The sequence below is a fragment of the Pseudomonas sp. FP453 genome, assembly GCF_030687495.1.
Lineage (GTDB): Bacteria > Pseudomonadota > Gammaproteobacteria > Pseudomonadales > Pseudomonadaceae > Aquipseudomonas.
The window spans coordinates 3,243,182-3,260,951 of the sequence record NZ_CP117435.1 but is presented as its reverse complement, the minus strand read 5'-3'; the positions used below and the strand labels follow the sequence as shown (position 1 = coordinate 3,260,951).

At 57.0% G+C, this 17,770-nt stretch carries 18 protein-coding genes and 2 pseudogenes; 16 read left to right on the top strand and 4 right to left on the bottom strand.

The genetic code is table 11. The features are described 5' to 3' along the window. Nucleotides 1-8: 8 nt before the first annotated feature. Nucleotides 9-611 carry a hypothetical protein gene (locus PSH87_RS14590; protein WP_017737673.1) on the bottom strand — a complete coding sequence of 201 codons (603 nt, stop codon included), beginning with the start codon at nucleotides 609-611 and terminating at the stop codon, nucleotides 9-11. Nucleotides 612-770: 159 nt separating this feature from the next. On the opposite strand from PSH87_RS14590, the gene fos reads away from it, so the two are divergent. The 3 genes from fos to PSH87_RS14575 all read left to right on the top strand — a co-directional run bounded on the left by fos (nucleotide 771) and on the right by PSH87_RS14575 (nucleotide 2,262). Further along, nucleotides 771-1,181: a fosfomycin resistance glutathione transferase gene (gene fos / locus PSH87_RS14585; protein WP_305434317.1), complete on the top strand. Its 411-nt coding sequence runs from the start codon at nucleotides 771-773 to the stop codon at nucleotides 1,179-1,181. Between the two features lie 160 nt (nucleotides 1,182-1,341). Continuing rightward, nucleotides 1,342-1,773, top strand: coding sequence for a VOC family protein (locus tag PSH87_RS14580; RefSeq protein ID WP_305429939.1), 432 nt, complete (start codon nucleotides 1,342-1,344; stop codon nucleotides 1,771-1,773). 33 nt (nucleotides 1,774-1,806) lie between these two features. Beyond that, on the top strand, nucleotides 1,807-2,262 hold the full coding sequence (locus PSH87_RS14575) for a VOC family protein (protein ID WP_305429937.1): 456 nt from the start codon (nucleotides 1,807-1,809) through the stop codon (nucleotides 2,260-2,262). A gap of 125 nt (nucleotides 2,263-2,387) precedes the next feature. Here PSH87_RS14575 and PSH87_RS28855 read toward each other — a convergent pair. Then, nucleotides 2,388-2,570 (bottom strand): annotated as a pseudogene (locus PSH87_RS28855) (hypothetical protein); the annotation flags it as partial. Nucleotides 2,571-2,671: 101 nt separating this feature from the next. Here PSH87_RS28855 and PSH87_RS14570 point away from each other — a divergent pair. From PSH87_RS14570 to PSH87_RS14560, 3 genes are all read left to right on the top strand, one after another. Beyond that, entirely contained in the window at nucleotides 2,672-3,058 is a 387-nt protein-coding gene (locus tag PSH87_RS14570; protein ID WP_017737668.1) for a hypothetical protein, read from the top strand. A 760-nt stretch (nucleotides 3,059-3,818) separates the two neighbouring features. Further along, nucleotides 3,819-4,379 (top strand): hypothetical protein, encoded by a 561-nt coding sequence (locus tag PSH87_RS14565; RefSeq protein WP_305429936.1) that lies wholly within the window; start codon nucleotides 3,819-3,821, stop codon nucleotides 4,377-4,379. A gap of 243 nt (nucleotides 4,380-4,622) precedes the next feature. Next, entirely contained in the window at nucleotides 4,623-5,837 is a 1,215-nt protein-coding gene (locus PSH87_RS14560; protein ID WP_305429935.1) for an aldose 1-epimerase family protein, read from the top strand. Nucleotides 5,838-5,909: 72 nt separating this feature from the next. Here PSH87_RS14560 and PSH87_RS14555 read toward each other — a convergent pair. After that, nucleotides 5,910-5,987, bottom strand: a pseudogene (locus PSH87_RS14555) (hypothetical protein); the annotation flags it as partial. 49 nt (nucleotides 5,988-6,036) lie between these two features. Here PSH87_RS14555 and PSH87_RS14550 point away from each other — a divergent pair. The 4 genes from PSH87_RS14550 to PSH87_RS14535 all read left to right on the top strand — a co-directional run bounded on the left by PSH87_RS14550 (nucleotide 6,037) and on the right by PSH87_RS14535 (nucleotide 9,882). Then, nucleotides 6,037-6,519 (top strand): GNAT family N-acetyltransferase, encoded by a 483-nt coding sequence (locus PSH87_RS14550; protein ID WP_305429934.1) that lies wholly within the window; start codon nucleotides 6,037-6,039, stop codon nucleotides 6,517-6,519. A 276-nt stretch (nucleotides 6,520-6,795) separates the two neighbouring features. After that, nucleotides 6,796-7,032 carry a hypothetical protein gene (locus PSH87_RS14545; protein ID WP_305429933.1) on the top strand — a complete coding sequence of 79 codons (237 nt, stop codon included), beginning with the start codon at nucleotides 6,796-6,798 and terminating at the stop codon, nucleotides 7,030-7,032. A gap of 266 nt (nucleotides 7,033-7,298) precedes the next feature. Continuing rightward, a complete protein-coding gene (locus PSH87_RS14540; RefSeq protein WP_305429932.1) occupies nucleotides 7,299-8,768 on the top strand; it encodes a DNA/RNA helicase domain-containing protein in 1,470 nt (489 codons plus the stop codon). A 337-nt stretch (nucleotides 8,769-9,105) separates the two neighbouring features. After that, on the top strand, nucleotides 9,106-9,882 hold the full coding sequence (locus PSH87_RS14535) for a nucleotidyltransferase domain-containing protein (protein ID WP_305429931.1): 777 nt from the start codon (nucleotides 9,106-9,108) through the stop codon (nucleotides 9,880-9,882). Nucleotides 9,883-9,925: 43 nt separating this feature from the next. On the opposite strand, the gene PSH87_RS14530 is transcribed toward PSH87_RS14535, so the two are convergent. After that, the gene (locus PSH87_RS14530) at nucleotides 9,926-10,537 is read right to left on the bottom strand and encodes a TetR/AcrR family transcriptional regulator (RefSeq protein WP_305429930.1); all 612 of its coding nucleotides are present in this window, start codon (nucleotides 10,535-10,537) and stop codon (nucleotides 9,926-9,928) included. 116 nt (nucleotides 10,538-10,653) lie between these two features. Between PSH87_RS14530 and PSH87_RS14525 the strand changes: the two genes are divergently transcribed. From PSH87_RS14525 to PSH87_RS14500, 6 genes are read left to right on the top strand one after another with little or no spacing between them, the layout of a single operon-like run. After that, nucleotides 10,654-12,432: an ABC transporter ATP-binding protein gene (locus PSH87_RS14525; RefSeq protein WP_305429929.1), complete on the top strand. Its 1,779-nt coding sequence runs from the start codon at nucleotides 10,654-10,656 to the stop codon at nucleotides 12,430-12,432. Then, a complete protein-coding gene (locus PSH87_RS14520) occupies nucleotides 12,426-14,153 on the top strand; it encodes an ABC transporter ATP-binding protein (RefSeq protein ID WP_305429928.1) in 1,728 nt (575 codons plus the stop codon). The genes PSH87_RS14525 and PSH87_RS14520 overlap by 7 nt, the downstream gene beginning before the upstream one ends. Then, complete coding sequence (locus PSH87_RS14515) at nucleotides 14,153-15,085, top strand: ABC transporter permease (RefSeq protein ID WP_305434315.1); 933 nt, start codon at nucleotides 14,153-14,155, stop codon at nucleotides 15,083-15,085. The genes PSH87_RS14520 and PSH87_RS14515 overlap by 1 nt, the downstream gene beginning before the upstream one ends. Next, nucleotides 15,082-16,014, top strand: coding sequence for an iron chelate uptake ABC transporter family permease subunit (locus PSH87_RS14510; RefSeq protein WP_305429927.1), 933 nt, complete (start codon nucleotides 15,082-15,084; stop codon nucleotides 16,012-16,014). The genes PSH87_RS14515 and PSH87_RS14510 overlap by 4 nt, the downstream gene beginning before the upstream one ends. After that, entirely contained in the window at nucleotides 16,011-16,775 is a 765-nt protein-coding gene (locus tag PSH87_RS14505) for an ABC transporter ATP-binding protein (protein ID WP_257782101.1), read from the top strand. The genes PSH87_RS14510 and PSH87_RS14505 overlap by 4 nt, the downstream gene beginning before the upstream one ends. An 8-nt stretch (nucleotides 16,776-16,783) precedes the next feature. Beyond that, nucleotides 16,784-17,716, top strand: coding sequence for a siderophore ABC transporter substrate-binding protein (locus tag PSH87_RS14500; protein ID WP_017737657.1), 933 nt, complete (start codon nucleotides 16,784-16,786; stop codon nucleotides 17,714-17,716). The last annotated feature ends 54 nt before the right edge of the window (nucleotides 17,717-17,770 follow it).

Sequence of the window (17,770 nt, the reverse complement as noted above, 5' to 3'; positions counted from 1 at the left end):
ACAACTCCTTATAAAACGTCCACGCCCGGATAAAGCTCCGCAGGTGGATGGTAATCGGGATCCTCGAAGCGGCTATTGCCGTAATGGGTTTTCGCCGTGGGCCCTTCGCCCTTGTACGTCACCTGCGGGTTTGGCGTGAGATGCCAGCCGTCTCCGTCCTTGTCGCGCTCGATCAGCGACGGGTACAGCGTACAGCTGCCTGCCGAACCGGAAGTCAGCCGGAACTGGTAAAAGCGCCCAGCCTGGGGCGTGAACTTCGCCGTGACAGAGCAGGATTGCGTGCGCGCGCCCTCCCAGAACATGCCCACGTGCGTTTCAATGCCGGGTCTTACCCGCGTTTCGTAATAGTCCGACGTGAGCTTCTGCCCGGCCTTGGGCATCCCCTCATCCTGCGTAACGGTGAACGGCAGCGGCCCACTGCGAATGACGCCACCCGAACGTCTGCCGTTTTCGTACTGGTACAGATCGGCATGCTGCGTGAAGTTGACGATGCGTATCCAGGCCGGGTTGGGCTCGTTTGCAGGTGCCGTGAAGTAATCGGTGTGGGGGAAATACTGGCAGCCGGCGAAAAACGGCAGGGCCAGCAGGCAAAGGGCAGGGCGGATCGACATGGAGCGTGTCCTTTTGCGGAGTCGGGGTAGAGACCACAAGAAAGGACGCGCATTGCAAGACCGGTAAAATTTCGCCAGGCCGATCTTGGTCGATTGTATTGAAAAAGTCGGTGTTGATACTCTCACCGGTTCTAATGGATTGGTACCGGGTAAATGCTCATGTTGATTGGCTTGAATCATCTTACGTTGGCGGTTGTGGACCTCTCCCGCAGTATCGAGTTTTACCTGGCTCTTCCCGGCTTTAAATTGGCCGCTCGTTGGGAGGCCGGCGCTTATCTTTCGTTAGGTGATCTCTGGCTTTGTCTGTCCCTCGATGAGAACCGAGTGTCGGAGCAACAGCCTGATTACACCCATTACGCGTTTTCAGTGGCGCAGGACGATTTTGAAGCAGTCACCGCTTGCTTGCGGCGTCTTGACGTTACCGAGTGGAAATCCAATTCGAGCGAAGGCAGCTCGTTTTATTTTGCAGATCCCGACGGGCATCGCCTGGAAGTGCATGTCGGCAACCTGGCTTCCCGACTTGAACAATGCCGACGCCAGCCGTATGCCGGTATGGAGTTCTTCGATTGATCTTGTTGACAGAGTAGGCTGATACACCGCACCCCAACTGTGGGAGCGGGCTTGCCCGCGATGGCGGTGGATCAGTCAAGCCTGTATCAAGACGCGTGTTGTAGGCTTGGCATCATCATGCCCGCTGCCCGAAAGACCTTTGTGAAATGGAAGTCATCTGATGTTCGAACGCAACAAACTGGTTCCAGAGTTAATGGTAACCAACCTGGAGAGCAGCCTGAATTTCTGGGTTTCTTGCCTGGGATTCAAAGTAGTTTATCAACGCCCGGAAGACGGATTTGCCTACCTTGATTCAAGCGGCGCTCAAGTCATGCTTGAGCAGATTGAGCCCAGCGCGGGCCAATGGCTTTCCGCGCCACTCGCCAAGCCGTTTGGCAGAGGTATCAACCTACAGATCGATGTTGAGGCTGTCGCACCGATCATGCAGAAACTAGAAGAGGCTGGATTTGCGCTGTACCTAGAATGCAAAGACACCTGGTATCGGGCGGAACATATTGAAGTCGGCCAGCGCGAATTCATCGTTCAGGATCCTGATGGTTATCTCGTCAGGCTGGTAGAGCGGTTGGGCGAGCGACCGGTTTGCGCAATCTGATTAACACGCACGTCATTCAACAGGAGGGCGGCAATGGATCTGAAGTTCAGTCACGTAGATGTACTGGTGAACAATCTCGAAGAAGCCTGTGCCTACTACGCGCAGATCCTGAATGCCAGGATCTCCAAAACCCTCGTCTGGGAACGAGGTGGCCTGCACGTGCGCTACGCGATTGCGCTGATCGGTCAAGAGCGTTTCATGTTGGTCCAGCCATTGGCGGGAAACCTGAAGGAGCTGTTGGACTCCGCAGGAGAAGGGATGATTTATCGTCACTGTTATTCGACGCCGGATATCGAAAAGGCCTACGACGAACTGATGGCCGCCGGTGTTCAGCCAGAAGACGAAAACGGAAAGCCATTGGCTCGGGCCAACCTGCAATCGCCGTCGGGGGGACGCATTATTTGGTTGCCTAAGCGCTTCGGGCACTTCTCTATCGAAATCCTCGAAGACAAAGCGCTAGAGGCATTTATAGAGACAGCGTTTTCTTGAGTATCTGATACACCGCGATCCAACTGTGGGAGCGGGCTTGCCCGCGATGGCGGTGGATCAGCAACGCATATATCAAGACGCGCGTTACAAGTGCAGCGACCCGAATGCGCGTTGACTGGCTAAGGCTAGATCGCAGTGGGTACAGGCGCTGCTTCCGCACCCGCAACCCCGGCACACAAGCGTTGACCGATACCATCCAGCAGATCACAACCATCGCGTAGCGGAATGGCCAGCAATTGTGCGAAGACGGCATCAGTTTCCAACTCGCTACGAAAGGCGATGTTGAACAGGGTAGTGATGACTGCTTTCGGCCAAAGCAGACATTCAAACCGCTAGCCAAATACACTGTCGAGAAGATCGCATTCAAAAATTTTGGTGCAAGTGTGCAGCCAAGGAAAAGGGAGGATTCATGAGTCTTGATCTGTGCTTGGAAGCTGATAGTACGCTCACAATTTCGACGCTGAGCAAAGCACTTGCGAATGCTGGTGCTTGGGAAATAGAGGTCGCAGGAAATGGGCTATCCGCTGAATTTAACTCGGGACTTAAATTGAGTACCAATGACGTACTCGATGACCCTACGATTTATGCTGAGAATACAATGGGTATCGCCTTCCCTGTCGCGGTGCGTTGCACCATCAGAATTAAAGGGCCCGAACCAGAGGGGGAGTCGGCTATGGAAGATTTGGATAAAATCGCTCAGTCCATATTTCACTCGTGTTCGGCCTTCTTTCTTATTAGCTTTCAGTTCGAACAAACCTTGTACTGGCGGGATGCGACAGGGCTGCATCGTCCTTGAGGTAGGTGCCTGCGCGTCCTCTTTCAGACATTTCTGAATGGTGTTTTTTCGGACGAAAACGCCCCTGAATTGAGGAACTGCTTTTGGCCGGTAGCGGCCCTTTTAAACGCAGCCCCTAGGTCGATGGTACCCGCCGCAATCATCACAGTCAGCTCCTGCCAAGGCATTAATTGATGTAACAACTCTTCGCCATGTAACACGCGTAACACTGGTAGCACGGTTTTATTGGGGTAGCCCCTTAGCCCTTGTGGTATTGCTCCTTCAACGAAGCGGGTGGGTCATGCTCTTGGCTTGGGTTCGATGGTGGGGACCCTGGAGGATGCTGACTTTAGCGTTACACGCAGGGGCAGCGTTACATCGGGGGTACGCTATGTCGTCCAACTGTGTAACAGGCATAAAAGCCAATGAAACCCGGCGTTTGGTGAAGGGCGTTACACGCGTAACACCGGTTGCACCAGTTTTGGACGGGGGCTGGATATGTGCTCTGATGCTGCATTTCCAAATTGGCCCTACACCACATTGTTGGCCTCTAGGGTGGGTAATTGCACTCCATCTGACCGCCCATTTGCATTGCACTTGCCCAATCGTTCGCATCGGATTGGGGCAAAGAACGCATGGCGGTGGCCTTTTCTCTCTCCCGATGTGTCGCGCATACAGTCTGCCCTGTTATGCTGATTCAGCAATCCGGCGTGTAGATAAGATGCTATACGGCATTAAGTGACAGGAATGTCGGCTAATTGATAGTTAGGGAAAATTGAGTATGCGTCGCTTAATAGCCAACGGATTTGTGTTTGTCAGCATTGCGATACTCTGTTCCGGCTGCACATCTTATTCGTCCCAGCCGACAATCAACGAACCCGCTGAACCCGAAACACGAGAAATCATCTCCAGCTTCAGTTACGCAATAAACTCCCCATGGAAAGACAGTCGCTTCGGCAAGGACGCATACGCAGCGACACTCAAAGTCATTTCCGATGCACAGGATACGGGCTCCAGCCTCGCCGCTCCGACCCTGCCGGCATTAGAAATAAAGATCTCGGAGTTCTCATCTGGTGGCGCTTGCGGACAAGATTACTTGACGGGCCTGAGTCTGGGTTTGATCCCCAGTTGGTGTACGCGGACAAACCTTTTCAAGTTCGATTTTATATTGAATAAGGATCAGCGCTTTTGCAGGCAGAAAACCTACTCGATAAACTCCACGTCGTTTTCACATCTCACGATGATTCCGTTTGCACTATTCAATACGGACAATCAGCCATTGACGCTTTATCAGGCGGCGCTTAAAGATTTTCTTCGGATAGGTCAATGTGCGACGCGTTGAGAGGCATGTTGACAGGCTTTGTTTTGCGGTTACGGGGGGGCTCATTTCGGGCGTTGGAACGCTCAGGTAGCGGCAGCTTTTGGCCGATTGCCGCCTTTCGCGAAGAGCATCCTAGGGTCGATTTTAGCCGGTCACAGCATGCAGAAATGGGCTATCAGCGACATCACCGTGTCAATCTTTTAGCTTGCTGAAACGGTTCATCGCGTTTATAAAAATGGCACAACTCCAAGAAAGGCTGCCGCCATGACCCCGCTCAAACTTTTTGTTGCCATCAGCGCACTGTCCGCCGCCTCCCACGCCATGGCCTGGGATTACGTTCTGCTCGACACTGACAAAGCGGCCCAGAGCTGGCAGATCACCAGTCAACAACTCGGAATAAAAACCGACAAACCCTTCAGCGTTACCTTGCGCACCTTGCACGGCGGTCGGCAGGAGGGCGTCAGTATCGTCGACATCGATAACGGCACGATGAAACTCTCGGTAGTGCCGACTCGCGGAATGAACGTCCTGCAGGCCTCGGTTGGCAATGTACGCATGGGCTGGGATTCGCCGGTCAAGGAAGTGGTCAATCCGTCCTTTATCGAACTCAGTGGCCGCGGTGGCCTGGGCTGGTTGGAAGGTTTCAATGAGCTGGTCACCCGCTGCGGATACGAATGGGTCGGCCACCCCGGCGTCGACAACGGCGAACTGCTGACCCTGCACGGTCGTGCCGCCAACATTCCTGCGAATAAAGTCACGCTGCATATCGATGAAAAACCACCGTACGCCATTACCCTGCGCGGCGAGCTGAAAGAGCAGGCGTTCAAGAAGGTCGACTTCTCGGTCGCGACCGAACTGGTGACCGAACCCGGCAGTGTCGTGTTCGCCCTCAACGACACCCTGACCAACAACGGCGACTATCCGAAGGAATACCAGGCGCTGTATCACAGCAACTTCAGCACCCCGTTCCTGGAGCAGGGCGCTCGTTTCGCCGCGCCGGTGAAACAGGTGTCGCCGTTCAACGACAAGGCCAAGGACGATCTGCCCGACTGGCAAACCTACCGCGCACCGACCAGGGACTACGACGAAACGGTGTACAACGTGGTGCCGTATGCCGATGCCAAAGGCGATACGTTGACCGTGTTGCATAACAAGGCCGGTAGCCTGGGCGTTGCGGTCGGCTTCAATACCCAAACACTGCCCGTGTTTTCCCTGTGGAAAAACACCGACACCGAAGGCCAGGGCTATGTCACAGGGCTGGAGCCCGGGACAAGCTTTTCCTACAACCGCCGTTATCAGCGGCCACTGAATCTAGTACCGACAATTGGGCCCAAGGAACACAAGCAGTTCCGCATCATCTATAGCTTGTTGCCGGATAAGGCGGCTGTGGATAGAGCCTTGAAGCAGGTTAGCGAGATTCAGGATGGGCGGGAGACTGAGGTGCGGCAGACGCCGTTGGTTGATCTTACCAAGGGGTGACACAGGCTGGAGCATCGTCTATGCGTTTATGAGGGACAGATTTATTTTTCAGAAATAAATCTGTCCTTTTTTTGATTCAATTTCCTCCATCCACCGCTTCAGCTTTGAACTGGTGAAATTGCGGTCGCGGTTGTTGACTGCCTTGAACCTATCAGGCTCTCTATACTGGCCTTCCAGGATGGTAAATAGAGCACAAAATATGCCCACCGCACCCAATCAAAATTCTCCAGTCATTTTGGTCCTGGCTCAACAAGGCGACTTGGACAATCTTGTAGCTATTCGAATTGAGGCCATGCGCGAAAGTCTGGAGCGTGTTGGGCGATTTGATCCGGTGCGCGCGCTCGAGCGGTTTCTTAGCGGTTTTGAAGCCCGCAACACACACTACATCGAGGTATCTGGAGAGAGGGTTGGTTTTGTCGTGGTCAAGCATCACCCCAATGAACTCTTGCTCGACCACTTGTATGTGAGACCGAACGCGCAAGGATCAGGTGTAGGGTCTGCTGTTCTCACTCAGATTTTCAAAATGGCGGATGCAGCTGCGCTCTCTATTAAAGTGGGTGCTCTCAAAGAAAGCGCTTCGAATCGCTTTTATATCCGCCATGGCTTCCAGTTCGTCGAAAGCAGTGAGTTCGACAATTATTATGTTCGTCAGAGCGTTTCGGCGGTTGGCCCAGATTGCTAGCTGGATGTGATGCATCTCGACGTACTTTTTTTCACACTCTGGGTCGAAAACCGCCGGTCGCGAACGGCAACAGACAGCCAATCGGTCACTCCGCATGCCTACGAAGTCAGGGATGGTTCACGTGACGGCGAAAAATAAAAATTGTACGCCCGAAAGCCACATCCCCCCATGGAACTTTCTCAAAAAATGATGCCAATTTGATGGCTCATTGCAGCAACAAGATCATCTTGGATCAGTCAGCGTCAGGCTATTTCCTGACACCCTAGGGAGAGAGTGATGAGAGCCATCATTGCGATGTTATTGATGTTGAGTACCTACGCCCATGCTGGTTGCGGCAACATCAGTGACAGCGATCAACGCGCTTATTACGAAGCCAAAACCCATGGTCAAAGCTGCGGCAATATCCAGGTCAACGACCTTCGGGCCAGTTGCTCGGCGCAAATGAACGGTCAAAGCTGCGGCAACATCCAAGACAGCAACTTGCATAACGAATGTGAAGCCCTAAAGCGTTGATCTCCGAATCACGCGGAATCAGCCACTCTTTATCGACGCTGACCCCATAGAAAAAGTAAAAATGGACAGATTTATTTCCGAAAAAATAAATCTTTCCCCTCTTCGGTCTATCATCAGGATTTCCACGCGCCAAAGAACCTCTTACAGTTTTATTCGGCGATGAGAAATCTGGCTGATACTGTAGAGCAGTTGTGGCAGAATGCCGTGAGTAGAAGCTTATATGTATCTATTTATCAAGGACGTATACTAATAAAAGGATCACCTAAATGCGGCATATCAATCTTGTCTCTCTCATCCAGTCTAGCGAGACCTTAGGCGCAAAAACCTTCGATGAATTCATGCGGTTTCATGGTATAGCTCTAAGGAAAGGAGAACTTGAAGACCTTTCTAAATTAGTTTATGAACTTGATTGCTCCCCAGGCGAAATGAAGGTTTTTGATAACTTTTACGTGGGTTATAAAATACCGCAAATAGGCAAAGAGTTCGATCTGCTAAGATTTTCTGACAAGGCCATAATAAATATTGAGCTTAAAAGCTCATGTACGAAAGAAAAAGCTAAAAATCAGCTTGTGCGAAACAGATACTACCTTAAGTTTACAGGAAAAAACGTACGCACTTACACCTATATAGCCGACAAGAATGAACTTTATGAGTTAGATGAAAGCTCTGATTTGATTCCCGCAAGGATCAGTACGCTTAAATCTTTATTGGTGCGACAGCCCCTTAATAAAATCGATGCGGTCGACGCACTGTTTGATCCCTCAAACTACTTGGTATCCCCCTTCAATTCCACCGAAAAATTTTTAAATGACGAGTACTTCTTGACTCACCAGCAAGAGGAGCACAAAAGACAGATTGTTAAGTCGATTGAAGGGTTCGCTAAGGCTCATTTTGTGTCGGTCACAGGTAGCGCTGGCACTGGGAAAACGCTTTTGGTCTATGATATCGCCAAGGAACTTCAAAATGCCGAATATAAAATCGCAATCATCCATTGCGGCTATTTCAATGAGGGCCATTTGAAGTTAAAGGCGAAGGGCTGGGACCTTGTTGAGATAAGAAACTATCGTAGCGGTAAGCTAGGCGCTTACGACATAATCATTATCGACGAGGCGCAGCGGATCAAAAAGGAACAGTTTGAATTAATTGTCACCAAGATAAAGAGCGCTGGCAATGTTTGTATTTTTTCATATGACAATGCTCAAACACTTTCCAGGAGAGAAGAAAGAACCGATATTGGCGCCGAGATCAAAAAAATTTCTCACGCCAATTACAGTCTTTCGGAAAAAATAAGAACAAACAGAGAAATTGCGGATTTCATTAAGGCTTTGTTCAATAATACTAGAAATCATTCTTTATCTAATAAGGGAAATGTTGAGCTTTCTTATTTTGACAATGTTGATGATGCTAAATCATATCTTTCCTCGCTAGAGTGTCAAGGGTGGGAGGTTATCAGATTCACGCCATCGATATACAATGCAGAGCATCATAAAAAATACTTCAATCAAACAGGCAGTACTTCTCATCAAGTTATTGGTCAGGAGTTTGAAGGGGTCGCAATACCAATTGACCAATATTTTTCTTATGATGAGAATGGCGAACTTTATTACAAGGGTCGGACGTACTATCATGCCACTAAGATGCTTTTCCAAAACATCACTCGCGCTAGAAAAAAACTTAAACTGGTTTTCATAAAGAATAGCGAGATACTAAGTCGATGCGCCGCCATTCTTCAATGAGGCTTGTGTAGATTGGAGAGAGGGGGTCTCAGAAATCGAACATGCTCATACTCATTAAACGCCGCGAGCCGGGATTTCGACGTGAGAGCCTGATTTTAATTCCTACTGATCGTTAACTATGTCGCAATTGGCACTCCTGTATTTTTGGATGGCGTGATGGCAATTTAATACCCTTCATGGAGCCGTCCACGCCAACCAAAAAAGGGACAGATTTATTTTTGAAAAACAATCTGCCCCTCATAAATGCCGGTATTGGCCGAACACGGCCGTCCACGAATGCGATCACACCACTGGCCTTGTTAAAGTCCCTCCCTGAACACACCCAACGGACGGCTCCATGGACCGACTCCACCCAACTGGCATCGACGCCGACGGTTACATCCTCACCTTACCCAACATCGAAACGCAGCCACAGTTTCAGGCTTTGCTGGTGGACGTCTGCATGACACTCACTCAGTCGAACCCTCCGCTGGACAGCATTTACCTGTATGGCAGCGTAGCAAGAGGCGACGCCGTGCCTGCCGTTTCCGATCTGGACCTGACCCTCGTCCTGCAAAGCCCTCCCGAACCGCAAGATCTGGAAATACTGGAGTCGAAACGGCGCACGCTGGAAAGTCTGCATCCCGAAGTCACCAAGATAGATTTCGATATCGGAAGTCGTGCTGAAGTATTGGCCGCTGACAATCGATTGAGCTGGGGATATTGGCTCAAGCATCACTGTCGTTGCCTATGGGGCAATGATCTGAGCAAACGCTTCGACCGGTTCAAGCCATCGCGTAATATCGCCATTGCGGTAAATGGTGACTTTGAATCCGTACTGACCCGGTATGCCGACCAAATCGATCAGTCGGCGACACCGACGCAATCGTTGCGTTTGCAACGCGAAGCGTCGCGCAAACTCATCCGGTCAACGCAAGTACTTCGTTCCGAACAGGACTTGATGTGGCCGCAAACACTGGATGAACATGTCGAACTGTTTATCCAGCATTTCCCGTGTATGCGTATGCAGATCTGCTTTTTCTTGTCCCAGGCAAAGCGCCCGGACGCCAAGCCGAAAGAATTTACGACTCAGCTGCGTAGTTTTTTGCACTGGATGTCTTCAGAAACCGCTTAAGTCCACATTGAGACAGCCTGCCCAAAGCAGGCCTTGCCAACGCTCAGGCAACCCCTTCCACCATCACCAACGCCCCCACCACCAACGCCTCCATCCCCCGCGCCAACTCCACCTCCATCTCCGCTTCCTCCGTAGCCCGCGCCGTTTCCACCACCGGTTCACGCTGCGTCACCGTATACACCGTATCCGCCACCGCCATGCAGTGAAACGCCACCGTCGCCAGCAACCACCGCGCCTGTTCCTTGCTCACCCCAAACCCCTGCGCAATCAACGTCTGGTGCCCGTCAATCTTGGCCAGCATCGGCGCGGTCGCGGCCGCGCGGCGGATCACGTAGGGGGTCAGCCCCGGGTGGGTTTTGACGAATTCGCGGACCGAGGTGGCAAACACGATCAGGTAGTCCTTCAACCCGCCATCGGCATCGCCGCAGTCCTGGGGGATCTGCCAGCGGGTGAAGATTTCTTCGGCAACCATGGCCTTGAGCGCTTCGAGGTTGGCCACGTGTTTGTACAGCGCCATATGGCTGACGCCCAGCGCCGCCGCGAGGCCGACGAAGGTGATGTTGGGCAGGCCCATCTCGATGCCGGCGTCGACGATGCGTTCGCGGGTGATGCTCGGCGGGCGGCCGCGGGTGGCGGGTTTTTTTGCGGGTTCCATGGGTATTCCTTAATTGCTGAACACAAGGTTGTAGCTGTCTTGTCGGCTTTGCGCAAATTAGTTTATAGTCATGCAACTAAATATGATTCTGATTCTCAAACGGACTTTTTCTGTCAATGGACTCTCCTGAAGCGGCTCCGGCCACCCCTCAAGTCGCAGGCACGCTTAGTCGGATTCTGACGCCCATCCGTGGGCGTCTGTGTATAGCCGCAGGGCTTGCCGCTGTCGGCGCGATGCTGACGCTGGTGCCGCTGGCGGCCATCGCCCATATCGCCGCACGTGTACTCGGCGCTGGTGGTCAGCTGTCGAGCGAAGTGTGGTGGGTTGTTGGCCTTAGCGCTGTCAGCCTTTTCGCGGGGATGGCGTTGATTTTTACCGCGGAGTTGCTCGCCCACCTGGCCGACAATCGCCTGACCCATCATTTGCGCCGCGCGATCACCCAGCGCTTGAGCCGTGTGCCGCTGGGTTGGTTCAGCAGCCGGGCCTCGGGTGAAGTGAAACGGGCGATGCAGGACGATATCAATACGCTGCACAGCCTCACCGCGCACTTCTACACCACCGCTGGCCGCGCGGGCGGGGCGGTGTTGGTGTCGGCGGTCTACCTGTTTGTCATGGACTGGCGCCTGGCGCTGGTGGCACTGCTGCCGTTTGCCGGGTATTTCCTGTTTTTCTCGCGGGCCATGCGCGCCAGCGGCGCGAGTATGCAGGAATTTGTCAGCGGGATGGCGCGCATCGACAACGCGGTGGTGGAGTTCGTCAACGGCATCCCGGTGGTCAAGGCGTTCGGCGCCAGCGGCAAGGCGCACGGGGCTTATCGCAGCGCCATCGACACCTTTGCCACGACCTTTATCGACTTCACCCGCCCGCTGGTGGCATCGATGGCGAATGCCAATGCGATGATCGCGCCGGTCACCGTGCTTGGTGTGATGTTGGCGGCCGGTACGCTGTTTGTTGGCCTGGGCTGGATCGCGCCCGTGGACGTGCTGCCCTTCGTCTTGGTGGCGCCGGGCCTGAGCGCACCGTTGCTGCTGTTGCACTACATTACCCACGATTTGCACAACGCCACTGGCGCCGCGCAGCGCGTGCAGGGGTTGCTGGACACACCGACGCTGACGCAATCGGCCGTGCAGTTGCCCAGCGGCAACACGATCTGTTTTGAGCAGGTCGGCTATGCCTATGAACGCGACCACGCGGTGCTCAGCGATATCAATTTCACCCTGCAACCGGGCACCACCACGGCCATCGTCGGCTTGTCCGGCGCCGGCAAGTCAACGCTGGCGCGCTTGCTGCTGCGGTTTTTCGACCCCAGTAGTGGGCGCATCACTTTGGGCGGCGCGGACCTGCGCCATATCGACACGCCGCTGTTGTACCAGCGCATCGGTTTTGTGCTGCAAGAGGTGCGCCTGATCAACGCCAGTGTGCGCGACAACATCGCCCTCGGCCGACCGTCCGCGACTCAACTGGACATTGAACACGCCGCGCGCACGGCGAACATCCACGACCGCATCCTGCTGCTACCACGTGGTTATGACTCGGTGATCGGCGAAGACGCCCAGCTCTCCGGCGGCGAACAACAGCGCCTCAGCATTGCCCGCGCGGTGCTGCTGGACCCGCCGGTGCTGGTGCTCGACGAGGCCACCGCCGCCGCCGATGCCGACAACGAAGTGGCGATCCAGCAAGCCCTGTCGCGCTTCGCCCAGGGCCGCACGCTGCTGGTCATTGCTCATCGGCTCGACACGGTGATGCACGCCGACCAGATCCTCGTGATCCACGACGGCACCCTGCACGAGCAGGGCCGCCACGCCGACCTGCTGGCCCACGGCGGGCTCTACGCGCGGTTATGGCAACTGGGCGATTACGCCCGCAGCGAATCACAGGCGGTGCAACCATGCTGAAGACTTTTGTGCGCCTGCTCGGTGAAGACGCGCCCACGCTGCGCCGTTATGCCGCGATGGCGGTGTTCTACGGCCTGCTCAGCGGGCTGACCCTGATCACGCTGGTGCCGCTGATCAGCCACCTGTTGGCCGGTGATGCACTGGCGGCCGGGCGTTGGCTGATTGCGCTGTTGGTCGGCGTAACGGCCTGTGCGCTGTGGCGCCGCGCACTCGACAAGGCCGGTGTAGCTGTCGGCGTGGCGGTGCTGCAAGGCGCGCGGCAACGCCTCGGCGATCACGTGGCGCGCCTGCCGGTGGGTTGGTTCAGCGCGCAAAACAGTGCGCGGCTCGGTCATTTGATCACCCAAGGCATGATGGCGGTGGCGCAGTTGCCGGCGCATGTGTTCACCCCGGTGATCAGCGGCGCGGTGACGCCTTTGGTGCTGATTGCCACGCTGTTTGTGTTGCATTGGCCCTTGGGTGTGTTGGCGTTGCTGGCGCTGCCGTTGTTGGTGGGCGTGATGGTGTTCACCGCGCGTTTGGGCCGCAGTGCCGATAGCACTTATCAGCACCACTTCGCCCAGACCAGCCAGCGCATGGTCGAGTTCGCCCAGGCCCAGTCGGTGTTGCGCGCATTCAATGGCAGCGGCGGCGCCACGCGTTTGCTGGACCAGGCCATCGACAGGCAACGCCAGTCCGGCCAGCGTTTGATCTATCGCTCGTCGTTGTCGGCGGTACTCAATGCCTGGGCCGTGCAAGGGATCTTCTGCGCCTTGCTGGTGGCCGTCGCGCTGTGGTGCGACGCGCTGGACGCCCACGAAGCCGGCGCCGCCTGCGTGGCGCTGGTGCTGGTGTGTCGTTACATCGACCCGCTGCTGGAAGTGGCCAGTTATGGCGAGATCCTGCGCAGCGCCAACGCCCAGCTCGATGCGGTGCACAGCATCCTAGCCGAGCAGCCATTGCCGGTCGCCGCACAACCGAAAATGCCAACGGACAGTTCGGTGGAATTGCGCAGCGTCAGCTTTCGTTATGCCTCTGGCGAACCCCAGGTGCTGCGCGGCGTGAGCCTGCGCATCGAATCGGGCAGCATGACCGCGCTGATCGGCGCGTCGGGCTCGGGCAAGACCACGCTGGTGCGGCTGCTGGCGCGCTTCTTCGATGCAAGCCGGGGCCAGGTGTTGATCGGTGGTGTGGATGTGCGCGAGATGTCCGATGCGGCGCTGGCCGCGCAGATCAGCCAGATTTTCCAGGACACCTACCTGTTCCAGGGCAGCATTGCCGACAACATCCGCCTCGGTAAACCGGACGCCAGCCTGGCCGAGATTGCCGCTGTGGCGCAGCAAGCCGGCGTGGCCGAGATCATTGCGCGTTTGCCCCAGGGCCTGCACACGCCGGTGGGCGAGGGCGGGGCGCGGTTGTCGGGGGGCGAGCGCCAACGTATCGCCATTGCCCGTGCGTTGCTCAAGGACGCGCCGATCCTGCTGGTGGACGAAGCCACCGCCGCCCTCGATACCTACAACCAGGCCGCCATCGCCGAGGCGCTGGCCAGGTTGCGCGGGCGCTGCACCTTGATTGTGATCGCGCATCAGCTATCGACGGTGGCCATGGCCGACCAGATTGTGGTGCTGGATGACGGCGAGATCGTCGAGCAGGGTACGCCTGCGACCTTGGCGGCCAGCGGTGGCCGTTACGCGCAGTTCCTCGCCCAGCGCCAGGCGGCCCGTGGTTGGCGGATTGCATGATGCGTCTAGTGGGCTGTGGCGTGTTGCTGGTGCTGTGCGGCGTGTCGCTGCTGGTCGGTGCCCGCGAAATCGACCTGTTGGCACTCGACAGCGATGGCTGGCTGACGCTGACGGCCAGCCGCCTGCCGCGCCTGGCCGCGCTGGTGTTGACCGGCGTCGGCTTGGCGGTGTGCGGGGTGATCTTGCAGCACATCCTGCGCAACAAGTTCGTCGAGCCGGGCACCACCGGCGGCCTGGACGCGGCCAAGCTCGGCATCCTCGTGTCGCTGGGCGTGGCGCCGGCCGCCAGCGCCGGCGTGCGCATGCTGTTTGCGCTGCTGTGTTGCTTCGCCGCGAGCCTGGTGTTCCTGGCGATCATCCGGCGCCTGCGTTTTCACCACACCTTGCTGGTGCCGGTGATCGGCTTGATGTACGGCGGCGTGCTCAGCGCCATCGCCGAGTTCTATGCCTACCGCCACAACATCCTGCAAAGCATGCAGGGCTGGTTGCTGGGGGATTTTTCCAAGGTGGTGCAGGGCAACTACGAGATCATTTACCTGATCCTGCCCAGCGTCGCGCTGGCTTACCTGTATGCGCAGCGCTTCACCGTGATGGGCATGGGCGAGGGCATGGCCAGCAGCCTGGGCCTGAACTACGCGGCCACGGCGGCGCTGGGCCTGTTGCTGGTGGCCGTGACCGTGGCGGCGACGGTGATTACCATCGGTTCGATCCCCTTTGTCGGCCTGGTGATTCCCAACCTGGTGGCCTTGTACTACGGCGAAAACCTCAGCCGCACGCTGCCCATCGTCGCCCTCGGCGGTGCCGCATTGCTGCTGGCCTGCGACATTCTCGGGCGCCTGCTGATCTTCCCGTTCGAAGTGCCGATTGGCCTGACGGCGGGCATCGTCGGCGGCGGCTTGTTCCTGGCATTGATCGTCTGGAGGCAGCGATGAAGCGGCTGTGGGCCTTGGTGCTCGCCCTGGCGTTGGGCTTTGTGCTGTTCCGTTCGGGGCTGGATTTCGATTACGTGATCCCCAAGCGCCTCGTGCGGTTGGCGGCGATGTGTATTGGCGGCGTGTGCGTGGCGTGGTCGTCCATCATCTTCCAGACCCTCACCGGCAACCGCATCCTCACGCCGGCGATCATGGGCTACGAAGCGGTGTACCTGTTGTTCCAGGCGTTGTTGGTGCTGGTACTGGGCACCGCCAGCCTGGTGGTGCTGGGCAGCCAGGGCAACTTTGTGCTGTCGGTGCTGCTGATGCTCGGCTATTCCTGGGCGCTGCAACGCTGGTTGCTGCGCGAGGGCCACAGCAACGTGTATTTCCTGTTGCTGCTGGGGCTGGTGTTGAGCCTGGTGATCGGCACCGTCACGCAGTTCGTGCAGTTGAAGATCAGCCCCGGCGAGTTTTCGATTCTGCAAGGCTTCAGCCAGGCGTCGTTCAACCGCGTGCAGCCGCAGCAATTACTGCTCTCGGGGCTGTTGGTGGCCATGCTGTGCCTGGGTTTTGCCCGCACCTTGCCGACCCTCGACGTGCTCGCCCTCGGCCGCGACCAAGCCGTGTCGCTGGGGGTGGATTACCCAAGCGTGGTGCGCCGGCAACTGGCATTGGTGGCGGCGTTGGTCGCGATTTCCACCGGCCTGCTGGGGCCCACGGCGTTCATGGGCGTGTTCGTGGCCAACACCACCTATGCGCTGGCGCGCACGTTCCGCCACCGCGTCACCTTGCCCATGGGCAGCGCGATTGCCATCGCGATGTTCATTGCGGCGCAACTGCTGGTCGAGCACGTCTTCAACTACAAGACCACCGTCAGCATTCTTGTGAACCTGCTGTGCGGCACGTATTTCCTGGCGCTGATGCTGCGCACCCGAGGCACCCGATGATTACTGTGCACAACCTCCACAAAACCTACGGCAGCAAGACCGTGCTGGCCGGTGTCAACGCGCGCTTTGCCGCTGGGCGCCTGACCTCGCTGATCGGCCCCAATGGCGCCGGCAAGACCACGTTGCTGATGATGATCGCGCGGCTGATGGCGCCGAACGGCGGCGACATCCGCCTGGATGGCCGCGCGGTCAACGACATCCCGCTGCGCGACTACGCCAAGCGCGTGGCCACCTTGCGCCAGGCGCCGGATTTCAACCTGCGCCTGACCGTCGAGGAACTGGTGGCCTTCGGGCGCTTCCCTTACAGCCGTGGCGCGCTGACCGGCGAAGACCACCGCGTGATCGATGACGCCCTGAGCTTTCTCGCGCTGCAACCCCTGCGCCAGGCCTACCTCGACGAGCTCAGCGGCGGCCAGCGGCAAATGGCGTTCCTCGCCATGACCATCGCCCAGCAAACCGACTGCCTGCTGCTCGACGAGCCGCTGAACAACCTCGATATCAAGCACGCCGTGCATATCATGCGTGCGCTGCGCCGCCTGTGTGACGAGCAGGGCCGCACGGTGATCCTGGTGGTGCACGACATCAACTTCGCCGCCCATTACTCCGACCACATCCTCGCCATGAAAGCCGGCGCCGTGCATTGCGCCGGCAGTGTGGCCGAGGTGGTCAACGAAACCCGCCTGGGCGAACTGTACGACCTCGACTTCGAGATCACCCACGGCGCCCGTGGCCGCCTGTGCAACTACTTCAACCCCGCATGAGAACTCCCATGAAGCGCAAACACACCGCTTGGGCATCAGCCCTGTTACTGGTCGCCCTCGGCGCCGGCCCGGCTTCGGCCGCCGCACCGATCAGCGTGACGCACGCGTTGGGCACCACACGGGTTCAGCCGCCCGTACAACGCGTAGTCGCCCTGGACATGAACGAAGTGGACTTCCTCGACCAACTGGGCGTACCGGTGGCCGGCATGCCCAAGGATTTCGTGCCGCCGTTCCTGCAACGCTACAAGGACGACGCGGCGGTGGTGGACACCGGCGCCATCGTCCAGCCGAACCTGGAGCGGGTGCACGCAGCCAAGCCGGACCTGATCCTGATCACTTCGTTGCAGGCCCCGCACTACGGCGAACTCAGCGAGATCGCGCCCACCGTGCATTTCGACGTGGATTACCGCGACAGCCAGAAGCGCCATATCGAGGTGATCAAGCAGCACCTGCTGACCCTCGGGCAACTTTTCGACAAGTCCACCCTGGCGCAACAACAGGTCGCCGCCCTCGACGCCAAGGTCGTAGAAGCGAAACGCATCACCGCCGAGCGCCCCGAGCGCGCCTTGGTGGTGCTGCATAACAACGGCGCGTTCAGCTCGTTTGGCGTGCAGTCGCGCTACGGCTTTGTGTTCACCGAGCTGGGGGTGAAACCGGCGAGCCCGACCGCCGAGGCCGGCTTGCATGGCCAGCCGATTTCCAGTGAATTCATCCAGCAGGCCAACCCGGACATTCTCTACGTGGTCGACCGCACGGCCGTGATGGAGCACCGCCCGTTGCTCAACGCGCACACCCTGGGCAACCCGTTGTTGCGCCAGACCAAGGCCTGGAAAACCGGGCGCGTGGTGTTTGTCGATGCCGATGCCTGGTACGTCATGGCGGCCAGCCCGAGCTCGATCAAGCAAGTGATCGCCGACGTGATCCAGGGCTATCAACCCTGATTCCAGGCGTTAACCCCGCTTCACACTGCCAACACTAAAAAAACATCCCACCTT

Coding starts and splice junctions, on each gene's coding strand:
- PSH87_RS14590 (WP_017737673.1), bottom strand. CDS start 611: ATGTCGATCCGCCCTGCCCTTTGCCTGCTGGCCCTGCCGTTTTTCGCC.
- fos (WP_305434317.1), top strand. CDS start 771: ATGTTGATTGGCTTGAATCATCTTACGTTGGCGGTTGTGGACCTCTCC.
- PSH87_RS14580 (WP_305429939.1), top strand. CDS start 1,342: ATGTTCGAACGCAACAAACTGGTTCCAGAGTTAATGGTAACCAACCTG.
- PSH87_RS14575 (WP_305429937.1), top strand. CDS start 1,807: ATGGATCTGAAGTTCAGTCACGTAGATGTACTGGTGAACAATCTCGAA.
- PSH87_RS14570 (WP_017737668.1), top strand. CDS start 2,672: ATGAGTCTTGATCTGTGCTTGGAAGCTGATAGTACGCTCACAATTTCG.
- PSH87_RS14565 (WP_305429936.1), top strand. CDS start 3,819: ATGCGTCGCTTAATAGCCAACGGATTTGTGTTTGTCAGCATTGCGATA.
- PSH87_RS14560 (WP_305429935.1), top strand. CDS start 4,623: ATGACCCCGCTCAAACTTTTTGTTGCCATCAGCGCACTGTCCGCCGCC.
- PSH87_RS14550 (WP_305429934.1), top strand. CDS start 6,037: ATGCCCACCGCACCCAATCAAAATTCTCCAGTCATTTTGGTCCTGGCT.
- PSH87_RS14545 (WP_305429933.1), top strand. CDS start 6,796: ATGAGAGCCATCATTGCGATGTTATTGATGTTGAGTACCTACGCCCAT.
- PSH87_RS14540 (WP_305429932.1), top strand. CDS start 7,299: ATGCGGCATATCAATCTTGTCTCTCTCATCCAGTCTAGCGAGACCTTA.
- PSH87_RS14535 (WP_305429931.1), top strand. CDS start 9,106: ATGGACCGACTCCACCCAACTGGCATCGACGCCGACGGTTACATCCTC.
- PSH87_RS14530 (WP_305429930.1), bottom strand. CDS start 10,537: ATGGAACCCGCAAAAAAACCCGCCACCCGCGGCCGCCCGCCGAGCATC.
- PSH87_RS14525 (WP_305429929.1), top strand. CDS start 10,654: ATGGACTCTCCTGAAGCGGCTCCGGCCACCCCTCAAGTCGCAGGCACG.
- PSH87_RS14520 (WP_305429928.1), top strand. CDS start 12,426: ATGCTGAAGACTTTTGTGCGCCTGCTCGGTGAAGACGCGCCCACGCTG.
- PSH87_RS14515 (WP_305434315.1), top strand. CDS start 14,153: ATGCGTCTAGTGGGCTGTGGCGTGTTGCTGGTGCTGTGCGGCGTGTCG.
- PSH87_RS14510 (WP_305429927.1), top strand. CDS start 15,082: ATGAAGCGGCTGTGGGCCTTGGTGCTCGCCCTGGCGTTGGGCTTTGTG.
- PSH87_RS14505 (WP_257782101.1), top strand. CDS start 16,011: ATGATTACTGTGCACAACCTCCACAAAACCTACGGCAGCAAGACCGTG.
- PSH87_RS14500 (WP_017737657.1), top strand. CDS start 16,784: ATGAAGCGCAAACACACCGCTTGGGCATCAGCCCTGTTACTGGTCGCC.